Here is a 14,690-nt window from a genome sequence, read left to right on the forward strand (position 1 = left end):
CGGAGCGGACGGTACGCCGGAGTCCACGCGGACGGCCGCGAGCCGCCCTCGTGGTCGCGAGACGCCGCGGATCCCGGCGGCGTCCCGCCCAGGTGGCGGCGTCTCGCGTCCGGCGGGCACGCAGGCCGGGACGGACGGGAGGCACGTGGCGGGCCCGCCACGTGCCTCCCGTCCGTCATCCGGTCACGTCGTGAGCGTGACCTCCGTCGACTGCCGACCGATCGAGAAGTCCGTCGCCGTCCCGCGGACGGTCGCCCGGTACGCGCCGCGGAACCCGGTGGCCCGCACCTGCCCGCGGTCGTCCGTGCGCAGCACGGTCGGAGGCGTCCACCACTCGTCCGTGACGAGACGACGGAGTGCCTCGTACGACGGCTTCGGCGTCCCGTCCGCCCGCACCAGACCGATCGGCGCCCCGAGCCAGGCCCCGGCGTCGGTGATGCCCCAGTAGGTGATCGCCTCGACCGCGGGGTGCCCGACCAGGCTGCGGTAGTGCCGCTCGAGCTCGTCGGCCTGTCGCGCCTCGCCCTCCGGGGTGGACGGCCACGAGTCGACGCGGTGGTCGTTCAGGTCGACGACGTCCGCGGGCATGAGCTCGCCGGAGACGAGGGACGTCTCGGTCAGGTGCAGCGGGAGGCCGTACCGGGCGAAGCGGTCGACCATCGCGAGCATCGTTTCCTCGCCCCAGTAGCCCTGGTGCATGTGGGTCTGGAGACCGATCGCGTCGAGCTGCACCCCGGCCTCGAGCACGCCCTCGATCAGGCACTCGTACGCGCTGGACAGGTCGAAGTCGTTGAGCAGGAGCGTCGCCCGGGGGTTCGCCGCGCGGGCCTCCTCGAACGCCAACCGGACCATCGGGATGCGGCCCTTCGCCCGGGCGAGCGGGGTGATCGCGTTCGGCCCGTTGTCGAACACGGGCATGATGACGACCTCGTTGATCGCGTCCCACGTGTCGACGAGTCCGTCGAAGGTGCCGACCTCGCGGTGGATGCGCTCGCGGAGGAGCCGTTCGACCTCCTCGAGGGGCCGGCCGAGCAGCCGGTCGGGCTGCACGGTGTGCCAGACGAGCGGGTGGCCCTTGACGTCGAGGCCGCGGTCGCGGAACCACGCCGCGGTGCGACGCAGGCGGTCGGTCGCGGGACGGCCGGGCTCCGATTCGAAGGTGCCCCAGTAGAACGGCAGCGTCGCGGTGGTGAACACGTCGGTGAACAGGTCCGCGAGGTGGTCGGGGTCGGCCGTGCCGATCGGGTCCCGCTCGCCGTTCGCGAGGCCGATGAAGTCGAACCCGATGTTGCCGAACGTGAAGGCGTGGCGGGTCTGCTCGACGGTGACCTCGGCGTCGCGGAGCGGTTCGCCGCGGTGGTCGACGACGGTCAGGACCGCCGTGCCCGTGCGGTGTGCGACCGCGTGCTGCTGTCCTGCGTCAGGACCGACCGCCGCGTCCTGTCCGACCGATCCGTGCATCCCGACCACTCCCCGGCACCCGCCGACACCGGTGTCGGGCGGGATTTGTTGTGCCGCCGAACATAGCAGCGGACCCGCGGGCTGTCAGGAGCGCGCTGCCCCGTCTGTCCGCCGAGCGATGCTGGCGACCACGCCCGCCACCGCCGCGGCCAGCGACAGCACCACGGCGAGCGCCGACGACCCCCACGCCACCACCTGGGCGACGTGCGCGACGGCCTCGCCCGACCGGCCCGCGACGTACGAGTACGACCCGCTGTGCGCCCACGGGAACGCCGGGGCGACCGGCCAGGCGAGGTGCTCGGCGGCAGCAGCCACCACGACCGACACGGCAGCGAGGCCGGCGAGCAGGAGCGCAGCACGATGAGCGGAGTGACGAGGACGCATCCGGGAACCCTACCGACCGGCATCCTGGTACCGCTCCTGAACGAACCGGAGTCCTGCGGACCGGCGACCCCAGGCTCCTTCATCGACTCCGGCGGGATGTTCGGCGCATGGACCCGAACCACCCCGCCCCGACGTCGGGCGACCCCGCCGCCGCGCGCCCCGCACGGTGGTTGCACCAGACCGTCCCCCAGCGCACGACCCTGGTCGCGATCGTCGTGCTCGGCGCCGTCCTGACGAGCTGGAACCTCGCCCGCGGCGGCGACATGTCCTTCTACGCCGCAGCCGCTCGGTCGATGTCCGAGTCGCTGCCCGCGTTCCTGTCCGGCTCGTTCGACCCCGGCGCGACGGTGACGCTCGACAAGCTCGCCGGCTTCGCGGTGCCGCAGGCGATCAGCATCCACCTGTTCGGGATGTCCACCGCGTCGCTCGCCCTGCCGCAGGTGGTCGAGGGCGCGGTCACGACGCTCGCCGTCGCCGTGGTCGCCCTCCGCTGGCTCGGCGCCCGGGCCGGCCTGGTCGCCGCGGCACTGGCCGCGAGCACCCCGATCTTCGTGTCGATGTTCGGCCACCCGATGGAGGACGGCCTCCTCACGATGTCGCTCGCCGTCGCGCTGGTGTGGTGGCAGCGGGCCGCGCTGACCCGGACGTGGTGGCCGCTGCTGCTCGCCGGGCTGTTCGTCGGGGTCGGCTTCCAGGCGAAGATGCTGCAGGCCTGGATGGTGCTGCCCGCCCTGGTGCTCGCCACGGTCATCGCCACCGCGGGTCCCGAAGCGCGGTGGCGCCGTGCCACCGGTCACGTCGCCGCGCTGCTCGGCGCCGCGATCGTCGCGAGCCTCGCGTGGTCGGTCGTGCTCGGCCTGCTGCCGACCGGTGACCACCCGTACTTCGACGGGTCGACCGACGACAGCGTGTTCGCGATGGTCTTCGGCTACAACGGTGTCGACCGTTTCCTGCCCGGGCTGTGGCCGGGAGCCGTCGGCGCGCTGGGTGCCGCCGTCGGGCACGCCGGGACGCACGTCGCGGACGCGTGGCGCACGGCGACCGCCGGCCGCGGGGGCGGCGGGCACTCGCTGCTGCAGCTCTTCTCGCCGCGGTACGCGTCGCAGGTCGGCTGGTCGTGGCCCGCTGCGCTCACCGGCATCGGGATCGGTGCGGCCCGGTGGTGGCGCCGGACCGCCGGACGGGAGGCACGGGTCCCCGCCGCCACGCTCGTCGCCCTGGTCGTGTGGCTGGTCACGGCGGTAGCGGTGCTGTCCGTCCTGCGGCTCCCGCACACCGCGTACGTCGCCGGGATCGGCGTGCAGCTCGCGGCGCTCGGCGCGCTCGGCTGGTGGGGTGCCGCGAGCCTCGTCGACGCGACCGACCGCCGGATGCGGCTCGTGCCCGTCGGCCTGCTCGTGGTCCAGGGTGCGTGGTGGGCGTGGCTGGCGAGAGCCTCGTCCGAGCCGGCGCTCCTCGGGGCGATCGCCGTCGGGGCGACCGTGGTGACGCTCGTGCTGCTCGTCGTCCGCTGGCGTCGGAGCGACCCGATCGTGGCGTCGACCCGCGGGCGGCGGACGGCGGCGGGGCTGCTCGTCGCCGCGGTGGTGCTCGGACCGGCGTGCTTCTCGCTGCAGGTCCTCGACGCCGCACGGGACGGCAGCGGCGGCGACGCGTCGGTCGGTGTCGGGCAGGGCGCCTTCGCCCGCGGCGGCACCCCGGAGCGGGCGTTCGCGCTCGGCCGCGGCGGCGGCTCGTCCGCCGGCGGTCGGTCCGCCGGCACCGCGGCGTTCACGATCTCCGCTCCGGACGTGGTCGGCGGCCACACCCGGCTGCCCGCCGACGAGGCCGCCCTCGTCGGCGCGGCCCGGCGTGCCGGTGGTGGTCAGGACGGGGCGCCGCTGTTCCTCACCGACTCGTGGCGGATCGCCGCCGACGTCATCGGCGACACCGGCGATGAGGTCCTGACCGACGGCGGGTTCTCCGGCCGGGTCCCGGTCTTCACCGCAGCGCAGGTGGAGTCGATCGTCCGGTCGGGTCGGACCCACCTGCTCGTCGTCGCGTCGAGCGCCGCCGCCACCGATCCCGTCCGTCGCGCCGCCGACGACCTCGGCTGCCGGGTCGTGCAGCACTGGGGCTCGACCTTCGCCGACGCGGCCCCCGGTCGGTCCTTCGGCGGGCGCGGCACGTCCTTCGCGCTCGAGCGCTGCTCCTGACGCGTCGTGCGGTACGGCAGGATCGGACGATGGAGATCCGCGTGGCCGAACTCGACGACGCCGAGGCCGTCGCGGCCTTCCAGGTCCGGGCCTGGGAGCAGACGTACCGAGGGCTCGTCCCCGACACGTTCCTCGACGCCCCGAGCTCGCAGGACCGCCGCGCGCGCTGGGCTGGACGGATCCGCCGTGGCGAGCGTCGCGTCCTGCTCGCCAGCGCCCGCGACGTCGTCCTCGGGGTGTCGAGCACAGCACGGACGAGCGAGCCCGGCCTGCCCGCGATGGAACTCTGCACGCTCTACGTCGATGCAGCCGCACAGGGCACCGGGATGTCGGATCAGCTGCTCGACGCTGCGCTCGGGCGAGCTGCAGCCCATCTGCTCGTCTTCTCGGTGAACGAGCGAGCCAAGCGCTTCTACGCTCGCCACGGCTTCTCGCGGCGTGGGGAGCCCCGGACCGACCCCGGCACGGGGCTCGACGAGGAGCGCTGGGTGCGCCTCGTCAGCCGAGCGGTGTGAACTGCACGCGGTCGTGCCGCTCGACCGCGTGCTGCTGCCCCGGGTACCGGAGACCGCTGAAGTACATGTTCGTGTGCGCGACGATCTGTTCGCCGCTGATGCGGACCCCGTCGTGCTCGGCGTCCGTCGTCGTGTGCGCGTCGGAGACCAGGGTCACGTCGAAGCCGCGGACGGCAGCGGCCTGGGTCGTCGTCCGGACGCAGTAGTCGCTCTGCGCTCCCGCCACCACGAGGTGGTGCACACCCAGTGACCGGAGGACATCGCCGAGATCGGTGTCCGAGAACGAGTCGCGGTACTCCTTCCGGACCAGGGGTTCGTCCGTCAGACGGTGCAACGGCGCTGCCAGTTCCCAGTCCGCGGAGCCCTCGGCGAAGTCGCCGTGGTCCTGCACCCAGACCACCGGCGCACCGCTCGCCCGAGCGCGGTCGACGAGGATCGCCGTGCGGGCGAGGACTCCGTCCGCGTCGAAGCAGTCCCGCACGACCCCGCGCTGGAGGTCGATGACCAGGAGCGCGCTCGTGTCCGACACAGCGACATCATGGCACCCGCCGACGCACGACGGGAGGTACGGGGCGGACGCGCCCCGTGCCTCCCGTCCGTCAGTCCGGCAGCGTCACTTGCCGGCGGCCGCGTTGTACGACGCGATCTGCGACTTCGCCTGCGTCTCCGCAGCCCGCATCGTGGACCGCACGTCCGCGCCCTCGACCACCTTGTTGAACGCGCCGATCACGGTCGAGCGCACGGTCGGGAAGGCGCCGGTGACGCAGCCCGCGCTCGCGGTGCTCGTCGGGTCGTCGCTGAGCTGGCGGTACATCGTCGCGACGTTCGGGTCGGCGAGCGACTGCTTGCCGACCGCGGTGTCCTTCGAGGCCGTGTTCACCGCGAGGTAGCCGGTCGCCTTCGCCCACTCGGCCTGCACCTCGGGGGTCTCGAGCCACGCGGCGAAGTCGTAGGAGGCGCGCTGCTCGGCGGACGAGTGGCCCTTGCCGGAGATCCACAGGGCGTTGCCGCCGATGACCGCGCCGGCGTCCTTCGCGCCGGAGGTGGTCGGGAAGGTGGACACGACGGACTTCGTGCCGGTCGGGTCGAGGGTCGTGTAGGCACCGGACGAGGTGAGGACCATGCCGACCTTGCCGCTCGAGAACGCCGAGTTCTGCGCCGCCGAGTCGGTGCCCGGATTCAGCGCGGCACCGTCCTGGTACAGCCCCTGCAGCGTCGTCATGAAGGCGACCTGCGTGTCCGAGGTGAGCGAGACGCCGGTGACGGCCTTGCCCGTGCGGCCGTTCGACGGGGTGCAGAACGGCTGGCCGCCCGAGGCGCTGAGCTCCTCGAGCATCCACGAGTCGGCCATGTTCATGCTCATGCCGTACAGGCCGGTCGTGCGGTGGATCTGGTCGGCCCACTGCGCGACCTGGTCGAGGGTCGTCGGCGGCTTCGTGACGTCGAGTCCGGCGCGCTGGACGATCGCCTTGTCGAGGTACAGCACGGGCATCGAGACCGAGAACGGCATCGCGGCGAGGCCGTCGCCGGCGCTGTAGTAGGCCTTCGCGGCGGGGACGATGCTCCCGCCGGTGGTGGTCTCCTTCGCGAAGGTGGACGGTGCGACGGTCTGCCCGGAGTCGACCATGAAGCCGGTCGAGACGTCGTTCATCATGAGCAGGTCCGGGGTCGAGCCGGACTGCACCGCGGCGGTGTACTTCGTCTGGACGTCGGCGTACTGGCCCTGGAACGTGGCCTTCACCGTCACGCCCTGCTCGTTCGAGCCGTTGTACTGGCTGACGAGCTCGTCCAGCTCGGTCGCGGCGGGGCCGGTCATGGCGTGCCAGAAGTCGACGGTGACCGGTCCCGAGGACGCGGCGGGGGTGGCGGAGCCGGAGGCGGAGCAGCCGGTGAGGGCGAGCAGTGCCGCGGCGGACACGGCGGCGACCGCGAGCACGGAGGAGCGACGAGCGGGCATGGGAGGGCCTTCCTGTGGGGACGGAGTCGGGATGGGGCGGGAGTGGTGGGCGTCGTGCGGGCGGGCCAGGTCGTGCGCGCGGGGTCGTGCGGCCGGGGCTACTTGAGGGCGCCGGCGGTGATCCCGCCGGCGAGGAAGCGCTGGGTCACCAGGACCAGCAGCAGCACGGGGAGCGTGACCATCGCCGCGCCGGCGAGCACGACGCCGACGTCCGAGGCCTCGGCGTTGGACAGCTGCGCGATGCCGACCTGCACGGTCCGGTTCTCGGGCGAGTTCGTCACGAGGAGCGGCCAGAAGAACCCGTTCCAGGCGGCGGTCGCGCTGACGAGCGTCACGGAGACGAGCGTCGGACGGGTGACGGGCAGGAGCATCGACCGGATGAACCGGAAGTGCCCGGCGCCGTCGAGCACGGCGGCCTCGTGCAGTTCGGCGGGAAAGGACAGGAACGCCTGCCGGAACAGGAAGATCGTCAGCGCCGAGGCGACGAACGGCAGGAACACGACGAGCAGGGTGTCGATGAGGTGCCAGGACGCGACCGTGAGGTAGTTCGCGATCAGGGTCGTCTCGCCGGGGATCATCATGCTCGCGAGCAGCACGAGGAAGATCGCCCGGGTCCCGCGGAGCCGGCAGAACGCCAGGGCGTACGCGGTGACGATGCCGATGACGACCTGCAACGTCGTCTGGGCGAGCGTGACGACGATGCTGTTGAGGAACTGCCGACCGAGCGGTGCGACCTGCAGTGCCCGCTCGACGTTGCCGAGGTCGAGGTGGATCGGCACGAGTCCCGGGAGCCCCTGGTGCAGGTACTCGGACGGGGTGAGCGCCCCCTCGAAGACGTAGTACAGCGGGAAGCAGACGACCACGACGGCGACGATCAGCCAGACGTGCAGCAGGGTGCTGCGGACGCGTCGTGCGGTGCGCGGGCCCATCAGTAGTGCACCCGCTTCTCGAGCACGCCGAACTGTACGAGCGACAGCGCGAGGACGAGCAGGAAGAGCACGACCCCGAGGGCAGCGGCGAGCCCGAAGTTGGCGCTCGCCGACCCGAACGCCTGCTGGTAGATCGCGTAGACGAGGGTCTTCGACGAGTCCGCCGGTCCCCCGCCGGTCAGGATCTGGATCTGCCCGAACGTCGTCAGGGCCTCGACCGTGCCGGTGACGACGACGAAGAACAGCGTCGGCGTGACGAGCGGCAGCGACACCGACCAGAACGCCCGGAGGGGTCCGGCACCGTCGAGCTGGGCCGCCTCGACGACCTCGGGGTCGATCGCCCCGAACGCCCCGAGGAGCAGCAGGACGGTGAAGCCGAGCGACCCCCACGCGGTGACGACGATCACGCTGAACAGCGCCCAGTGTGTGCTCGTCAGCCACGGCACCGGGGTCCCGCCGAACTGCTGCACGACGGTGTCGACGAGACCGGTCCCCGGCGCGAGCATCGCGGCGAAGGCGACGGACGCGGCCGACACCGAGACGACCATCGGGGACGTCAGGAGCGCCCGGTAGACCGGCGTGCCGCGGAGCTTCGCGGTGAGCGGCACCACGATGAGCAGCCCGAACACCACCCGGGCGGCGACGACCCCGGCGCAGAACACCGCGGTGTTGAGCATCGTCCGACCGAACGCCGGGTCGGTGAGGGTCCTGACGTAGTTCTGCAGGCCGACCGAGCCGGCGGGCTGCCCGAAGATGTCGGTGCCCTGCGTGCTGAGGAGGAGCACCCGGCCGAGCGGCCAGAAGACGAAGACCGCGAAGACGAGCAGCGCGGGCAGGAGCAGCACGACGCCGACGCGTCGGTCGGCTCGGTGCCAGGAGCGGGTGGCCGGGGCGGACCGCTGGCGACCGGCGACGAGGCCGGGCCGGACGGAGACCGTCATGGTGGGGACTCCTCGGGTTAGGGAACGTTCCCGATCTGGGGACGACACCACTGTGGAGGCGCGGCCGCGGCGGTCGCAAGCGAGGTCGACGTCCCGCCGCCCGCCGTTCACGCAGTGTTCGACACCGGGCCCGGACGGGGCGTCGTGGACCCCGGACCGTCGCCGGAGTTCACCCGTGGGACGGCCGCGCGACGCCGGGGGTTCCGCGTCCAGCGCCGCGGGCGTCGTACACCGGGGACATGACCGAACCCACCCCGACCGTGCCCCCTCGCACCGGGCTCCCCCGCACCGACCCGTCGGCACCCGCGGTCCTCCGCCGCGCCGCCGAGGACGCCGCACGCGCCGTCGCCCCGTCGCTCCTGGGTGCCTTCCGCTCCGACGTCGTCGTGCACACGAAACGCGACGCCCACGACGTCGTGACCGAGCACGACCGGGCCGCCGAGCGCGCCCTGACCGGACTCCTGACCACGGCCGTCCCCGGGTCGACGGTCCTGGGCGAGGAGGGCACGGCCGGTCCCGCTCCCGACGGCGCCCGCGTGCGCTGGATCGTCGACCCGATCGACGGCACCGCCAACTTCGCCCGGGGCCTGGCGTACTGGTGCGTCTCGATCGCGGCCGAGGTGGACGGGACGGTCGTCGCCGGCGTGGTGCTCGACCCCGTCGCGGACCACGCGTTCGGTGCGGACGACACCGGCGCGTTCCTGGACGGCCGACCGATGCGGTCCGTCTCCGCACCGCCGCGGGACGCCACGGTGCTGACGAGCTTCCCGGTGCAGCAGGACCTCGAGCTGCTCGGCGAGACGGCCGCGTTCGGCCTGCTCCGGGACCTGACCCTGGACTTCCGGCACCACCACAGCACCGGGAGCGGCGCGCTCAACCTGGTGCACGTCGCCGCCGGGTGGTCGGACGTCACGCTGGGCTTCGCGACGCACCCCTGGGACGTCGCCGCCGGCGCGCTGGTGCTCGAGCGCGCCGGCGGTCGGTTCCGCGGCTTCCGCCACGGCGTCCCGACGGACCGGGCGGTCGACGCCGAGGACTACGTCGCGGTCGGGGCCGGCGACCCCCACGAGCGACTCGTCGCCCGGGTCGCGGCCCTCTCCGCCACCGTCACCCGCGCTGGCTGAGGAGGAGCGGGGCCGCACGGACGGACCCCCGCTGCTCGAGCCGGGTCGGGAGCACCTCGTGCCGCTCGACCCGGCGCCCGCGGAGCCGCTCAACGACGAGCTCCACTGCGCGGGCCCCCATCCGGGCGCGCGGTTGGTCGACGGTCGTCAAGTCGAGCCGCTCGGCGAGGGCGGTCCCGTCGAACCCCGTCACCGAGGCGATGCCCGGCAACCGGAGGCCGACGCCGGCGGCCGCGGAGACGAGCCGCGCGGCGGTGGCGTCGTTGGCGGTCACGAACGCCGTCACGCCGTCGCCGAGCAGTCGGGCGATCCGCGCCGGGTCGGCGACGAGCGACCCGACGTCCTCGGCGCGGCCGTCGGTCGGCAGCAGCGCCACGGCCGCGGCGTACGCACGCCCACGCCGGGTGGTCGACGGGTGGTCGCTCTCGCCGACGAAGCACGTGCGCACGTGGCCCGCCGCCGTCAGGTGCAGCACGAGCTCCCGCATGCCGGACTCCTCGTCCGAGCGGACCGTGTCCACCCCGCGGCCGGCGAGCGCCTCGCCGGCCGAGCCGAGGACCGCGACCGGCAGGTCCGCCGCGGCCGCGGCGAGCGCGGCCGGCGGGAGCCGGCTGCTGACCACCGCGACCCCGAGCACCCCGTCGGCCGACCCTGTGGACGTGTGCAGTGCCTCCAGGCCGGATACCAGGCGGTCGTCGTCACGGAACGCGTCGACGACCCGGAGCGCGAACCCCAGGGTGTCCGCGGTGGCCTGCGCACTGCGCAGGACCTCCGCGTGGAACGGGTTCGCGCGCTCGGTCAGCAGGATGCCCAGCACGAGCGGTGCGCCGGCTGCACGACGTCGCGCCAGCGACCCGACCGGGAGGCCCAGCTCGTCCGCGGCGCGCACGGCCAGTTCCCGACGTGGTGCGGACACGCCGTCGTCGCCCCGCAGGGCGAGCGACACCAGCGAGCGGGACATGCCGGTCCGGCGCGCGACGTCGCGCAGCGTCGCGGTCACGGCGTGCGGAGCTTCCAGGTCCGGACGTGCTCCCACGTCATCGTCTGCCACCAGCGACCCGTCCAGTCGGGGCTCGCGGTGCGGTAGAGGACGATGGTGTCGCCGGCGAAGTCCGACGGCACCGGGACGTCGAGGCCGCGGATGAACTCGCCGACCTCGTCGTGCAGGTCCGGCCGGACGTACAGGTCGTGCGACGCGAGCGACAGGTGCGGGCGGTAGTGCTCCGGGTCGTGGTCGTTCGGCAGCGGCGCGTTCATCGGCCGGCGGAACGGGGCCACGGCCGCGTCGACGTCGATCGCGAGCTGGTCGAACGCGGTGTTCCGCGAACCGTCCGGGGTCGTGGCGACGTCGTACACGTAGCCGATGCCCTGCTCGCGGACCCCGGCGTTGTGCACCGGGAAGCCGGGTCGCCCGTCGAGCAGCGCGGTCAGGGCGTCGACCACCTCGGACTCGGCGGACCCGAACGGCTGGCTGCCGACCAGGGTGGCGTGGGGCGGGAACGCGCCGGAGGACACCAGGCCGTACTGGGCGCGGAGCTGGTCGGTGACGATGGTGACCGCGCGGCAGGTCCGGGGGTCCGGGCGCAGGTAGACGCCGTAGCGGTAGGGGTCGCTGTCGTCGCGGGCGCCCTTGGCGGTGACGGCGGGGGCGGTCGCCGCGAGGGCGTCGAGGGTGGCGGGGGTCGGCATGCTCGTCCTGTTCGTCGCGGTTTCGGGAACGTTCCCCATCGTGGTGGGGATCGTTCCCGAGCGCACCCCTACCCGCGGTGACGAAGAGGTGAACGACCGGTGTCGGGCGGGTCGCTGCGCGGCGGGTCCGGGCTCGATCCGCTCGCTGCGCGCTCAGGCGCTGGCGAGCGTGCGGCCGGGGACGAACTCCCCGTCGACGGCGACGTGCGCGGCGTTCGCCCGGCTGGCGTCGACCTGGTCGACGACGGCGTCGACCGCCATCGTGCCGATCACGTCGAGCGGCTGCCGCCACGAGGTGATCCCGAACAGCTCGGTGTCGTACGGCCGGATGCCGTCGTAGCCCGTGACCGAGAAGTCCTGCGGCGCCGAGAGCCCGCGGCGCCGCAGTGCCTCGAGGACCCCGACGGCGTAGTGGTCGCTCGGCGCCATGATCGCCGACACTCCGCCCGCCGAGATCACGGCCGCGACGAAGGAGTCGAGCGCCCGGGGGTCGTTGCCGTGGTCCTCGGCACGGATCCGCAGGACGTCGACCCCGCGGGACCGGAGCCGTCGGGCCATCGCGTCCGTCCGGGCCGACTGGGTGAGGGAGCCCGCGGCGCTGATCGTGAGCACCGCGACGCGCACGTGCCCGGCGTCGGCCACGTGGTCTGCCAGGGCCCGGCCGCCGCCGCGCTCGTCGCAGTAGACGCTGCTGACCGCCGGGTCGCGCTCCGGACGTCCGGCGATCACCGTGGGGATGCGTCGGGCGAACGGCAGGACGTCCTCCACCGGCAGGGCGCCGCTGCAGACGATGAGCCCCTCGACCCGGAGCGACACGAGGGTCTCGAGCGCGCGGCGTTCCTCGGCGAGCGGGAACGACCCGGCGCCCGTCGCCGTCACCGCCCGGTAGCCGCGGGCCGCCGCCTGCAGCTGGAACGCCGTGAGCAGGTGCCCGTAGAACGGCGTCGCGGCGTCGCGGACGAACACCCCGACCGTGTGCGTGCGGTGGGCGGACATCCCGCGGGCGTTCGCGTTCGCGACGTACCCGAGCTCGACCGCGGCGCGCTTGACCCGCTCGACGGTCGCCGGCGCCACCCCGTACGCCCCGGCGAGCGCCCGGGACACCACGGACTTCGACACCCCGGCGAGCGCCGCCACGTCGTGGATCGTCGGCACGGCGTGCAGGCCGCTCACGTCGCACGCCGTCGGGTTCGGAGGGTCACACCCGTCACGCTAGTGGCGATCCCCGGTCGAGCGGGGCCGGGAGTGGTGAACGTAGGGTGCAGGGATGGTCGAGACCGCGAGCGTGGAACACGACGCCGTCCTGCTCGCCGGGGGTCGGGCGTCGCGGATGAGCGGCATCGACAAGACGGCCCTGGTCGCCGACGGCCTGGCACTGTCGGACCACGCGGTCGCCGCGGCAGCCAGGGCCCGCAGCGTCGTGCTCGTCGGGCTCCGGGAGGGCCGGACCGCGCCGGACGGGGTCGTCGTCACGCGCGAGGAACCGCCGTTCGGCGGACCGGTGGCCGGGATCGCCGCGGGGCTCGAGGCGGTCCCCGCGCCCGCGCCGTGGACGCTCGTGCTCGCGTGCGACCTCGTGCGGCCCGAGCGGGCGGTCGACGCGCTGCTGCGGTCGGCGGACGACACCGTCGACGCCGACGGCTTCGTCGCCGTGGACGAGGACGGGCGTCGGCAGCCACTCCTCGCCCTCTACCGGTCGTCCGCACTGCGTGACGCCGTCCGGGCGCTCGGCGACCCGACCGACGCTGCCGTGCGGCGACTGACCGCGGGGCTCCGGCTCGTCGAGGTGCCGCTGTCCGGCGGTCTCTGTGCGGACGTGGACGAACCGGCGGACGCCGCCCGGGTCACGGGGACGAGCGGGCTGCTTGACTGACCGCATGACCACAGACGACGTCCTCGCCGCATGGACCGCAGAGCTCGCCGAGGCGCTCGGGTTCCCCGAGGACTTCACGCTCGACCGCGACGTCGTGCTCGACCTCGCCCGGGACGCCGCGCACGGTGTCGCCCGGCCCGCCGCCCCGCTCACGACGTTCCTGGTCGGCTACGCCGCTGGGCTCCGGGGCGGCTCGCCGGCGGACGTGGAGGCCGCTGCGGCGACCGCGACCCGCGCCGCCCTCGCCCGCGGAGCCGACAGCAGCGGTACGGGCAGCGAACCGGGCACGCAACCGGGCACCGACGCGAGCACCGCTTCCGGCACCGACGCCGGCGCCCGGTGACGGCGGTCCTGCTCCCCTGGCAGGCCGCGCGCGCCGAGGCGCACCGGCAGGGCGTCCGACTGACGGCGGACCTCGCGGCGTCCGGCCCCGGGTTCGGGTCGGATCCCCTGCGACTCGACCTCGCGGCGGCGATCGGCCGGACGCTCGTCGGGGACCTCGTCGCCCCGGGGGACGTCCCCGGCCACGACGGGGCCGCGATGGACGGGTGGGCGGTCGCGGGCGACGGGCCGTGGACGCTCGGCGCGGGCATCGTCGCGGGGGCCGTGCCGTCGACGGAAACCCTGGCCGCCGGGCACGCACGCCCGATCACGACCGGTGCACCGGTGCCGCCCGGGACGACCGCCGTGGTGCGCTCGGAGGACGCCGCGGTCGACGCCGACGGCCGGCTCGTCCGGCACACCCCCTCGGACCGCCGCCACGTCCGTCCCGCCGGCGAGGAGGTCGCCCGGCACAGCACGCTGTTCCCCGCGGGCACGGTGCTGACCCCGCCGCGGGCGGCCCTCGCGGCGGCGTCCGGCGTCGACGACGTGCTCGTCGCGCCGGCCCCGACGGCCCGGGTCGCGGTGCTCGGCGACGAGATCGTCGGCGCGGGCGTCCCACGCCCCGGCCAGGTCCGCGACGTGTTCACCCACACGCTGCCGACCGTGCTCCGGGCCTTCGGGGCCGACCCCGTCGCAGCCGAGCGCGTGTCCGACGACGCCGACGCCACCGCCCGCGTGCTCGACGGCGCGCAGGAGCGGATCGTCGTCACGACCGGCGGCACGGCGGGGTCCTCGACGGACCACGTCCGCGGCGCGCTCGCCCGGATCGGCGCCGAGCTGCTGATCGACCGGGTCGCCGTCCGCCCCGGTCGGCCGATGCTCCTCGCCCGTCGCGGGGCGACCGTCTACCTGTGCCTGCCGGGCAACCCGATGGCGGCGATGGTCGGGGCGGTGCTGCTCGGCGGCCCGCTCGTCGCCGGTGTGCTCGGACGCGCGCCGGAGCCGACGGGGTCCGTCCGACTGGCCGTCGACGTCCCGAACGAACGTCCGGGTGACCTCGTCCTCGCCTACCGGGACACCCCCGGGGGAGCCGTGCCGGCCGCCTACCAGACGTCGGCGATGCTCCGGGGCCTGGCCGACGCCGACGGGCTGATGGTCGTCGGGTCCGGGGGCCGCGTGGCGGGCGAGGCCGTGCCTCCCGTCCGGCTGCCGTGGACACGGTGACGCGACGACCGCAGCCTGTGGGCGACGACCCTGTGGAGAAGCGTGCGATCCCACCGCGAACCGCACCACGCTGG

The 14,690-nt window shown here is 74.3% G+C and carries 15 protein-coding genes; 6 read left to right on the plus strand and 9 right to left on the minus strand.

Annotated features, from left to right (window positions below):
- Positions 1-183: 183 nt before the first annotated feature.
- Together HUN58_RS01470 and HUN58_RS01475 are read right to left on the minus strand one after the other, a co-directional pair.
- On the minus strand, positions 184-1,461 hold the full coding sequence (locus HUN58_RS01470) for an endo-1,4-beta-xylanase (RefSeq protein WP_180224724.1): 1,278 nt from the start codon (positions 1,459-1,461) through the stop codon (positions 184-186).
- An 84-nt stretch (positions 1,462-1,545) separates the two neighbouring features.
- On the minus strand, positions 1,546-1,845 hold the full coding sequence (locus tag HUN58_RS01475) for a hypothetical protein (protein WP_180224723.1): 300 nt from the start codon (positions 1,843-1,845) through the stop codon (positions 1,546-1,548).
- Positions 1,846-1,952: 107 nt separating this feature from the next.
- Here HUN58_RS01475 and HUN58_RS01480 point away from each other — a divergent pair, with 107 nt between their 5' ends.
- The gene (locus tag HUN58_RS01480) at positions 1,953-4,040 is read left to right on the plus strand and encodes a glycosyltransferase family 39 protein (protein ID WP_114851363.1); all 2,088 of its coding nucleotides are present in this window, start codon (positions 1,953-1,955) and stop codon (positions 4,038-4,040) included.
- A gap of 29 nt (positions 4,041-4,069) precedes the next feature.
- Positions 4,070-4,555, plus strand: coding sequence for a GNAT family N-acetyltransferase (locus tag HUN58_RS01485; RefSeq protein ID WP_114851364.1), 486 nt, complete (start codon positions 4,070-4,072; stop codon positions 4,553-4,555).
- Here HUN58_RS01485 and HUN58_RS01490 read toward each other — a convergent pair.
- The 4 genes from HUN58_RS01490 to HUN58_RS01505 form a co-directional block, all read right to left on the minus strand.
- Positions 4,539-5,084 carry a cysteine hydrolase family protein gene (locus HUN58_RS01490; RefSeq protein ID WP_058740825.1) on the minus strand — a complete coding sequence of 182 codons (546 nt, stop codon included), beginning with the start codon at positions 5,082-5,084 and terminating at the stop codon, positions 4,539-4,541. The two genes, HUN58_RS01485 and HUN58_RS01490, sit on opposite strands and share 17 nt — an antisense overlap.
- Before the next feature lie 84 nt (positions 5,085-5,168).
- A complete protein-coding gene (locus HUN58_RS01495; RefSeq protein ID WP_208745312.1) occupies positions 5,169-6,512 on the minus strand; it encodes an extracellular solute-binding protein in 1,344 nt (447 codons plus the stop codon).
- Between the two features lie 98 nt (positions 6,513-6,610).
- Positions 6,611-7,441 (minus strand): carbohydrate ABC transporter permease, encoded by an 831-nt coding sequence (locus tag HUN58_RS01500; protein ID WP_208745313.1) that lies wholly within the window; start codon positions 7,439-7,441, stop codon positions 6,611-6,613.
- Positions 7,441-8,382 (minus strand): carbohydrate ABC transporter permease, encoded by a 942-nt coding sequence (locus HUN58_RS01505; protein WP_144804820.1) that lies wholly within the window; start codon positions 8,380-8,382, stop codon positions 7,441-7,443. The genes HUN58_RS01500 and HUN58_RS01505 overlap by 1 nt, the downstream gene beginning before the upstream one ends.
- Positions 8,383-8,621: 239 nt before the next feature.
- Between HUN58_RS01505 and HUN58_RS01510 the strand changes: the two genes are divergently transcribed.
- On the plus strand, positions 8,622-9,506 hold the full coding sequence (locus HUN58_RS01510) for an inositol monophosphatase (protein WP_208745314.1): 885 nt from the start codon (positions 8,622-8,624) through the stop codon (positions 9,504-9,506).
- On the opposite strand, the gene HUN58_RS01515 is transcribed toward HUN58_RS01510, so the two are convergent.
- From HUN58_RS01515 to HUN58_RS01525, 3 genes are all read right to left on the minus strand, one after another.
- Positions 9,490-10,506 carry a LacI family DNA-binding transcriptional regulator gene (locus HUN58_RS01515; protein ID WP_208745315.1) on the minus strand — a complete coding sequence of 339 codons (1,017 nt, stop codon included), beginning with the start codon at positions 10,504-10,506 and terminating at the stop codon, positions 9,490-9,492. The genes HUN58_RS01510 and HUN58_RS01515 overlap by 17 nt on opposite strands.
- Complete coding sequence (locus HUN58_RS01520) at positions 10,503-11,195, minus strand: 2'-5' RNA ligase family protein (protein WP_208745316.1); 693 nt, start codon at positions 11,193-11,195, stop codon at positions 10,503-10,505. The genes HUN58_RS01515 and HUN58_RS01520 overlap by 4 nt, the downstream gene beginning before the upstream one ends.
- Before the next feature lie 153 nt (positions 11,196-11,348).
- On the minus strand, positions 11,349-12,368 hold the full coding sequence (locus HUN58_RS01525) for a LacI family DNA-binding transcriptional regulator (protein WP_144804812.1): 1,020 nt from the start codon (positions 12,366-12,368) through the stop codon (positions 11,349-11,351).
- A gap of 94 nt (positions 12,369-12,462) precedes the next feature.
- Here HUN58_RS01525 and HUN58_RS01530 point away from each other — a divergent pair, with 94 nt between their 5' ends.
- From HUN58_RS01530 to HUN58_RS01540, 3 genes are read left to right on the plus strand one after another with little or no spacing between them, the layout of a single operon-like run.
- Positions 12,463-13,068: a molybdenum cofactor guanylyltransferase gene (locus tag HUN58_RS01530; protein ID WP_208745317.1), complete on the plus strand. Its 606-nt coding sequence runs from the start codon at positions 12,463-12,465 to the stop codon at positions 13,066-13,068.
- A gap of 4 nt (positions 13,069-13,072) precedes the next feature.
- A complete protein-coding gene (locus HUN58_RS20385) occupies positions 13,073-13,411 on the plus strand; it encodes a DUF6457 domain-containing protein (protein WP_114851373.1) in 339 nt (112 codons plus the stop codon).
- Positions 13,408-14,616, plus strand: a complete 1,209-nt coding sequence (locus tag HUN58_RS01540; protein ID WP_208745318.1) for a molybdopterin molybdotransferase MoeA — start codon at positions 13,408-13,410, stop codon at positions 14,614-14,616. The genes HUN58_RS20385 and HUN58_RS01540 overlap by 4 nt, the downstream gene beginning before the upstream one ends.
- Positions 14,617-14,690: the final 74 nt, after the last annotated feature.

This window comes from Curtobacterium sp. Csp1, assembly GCF_013347185.1.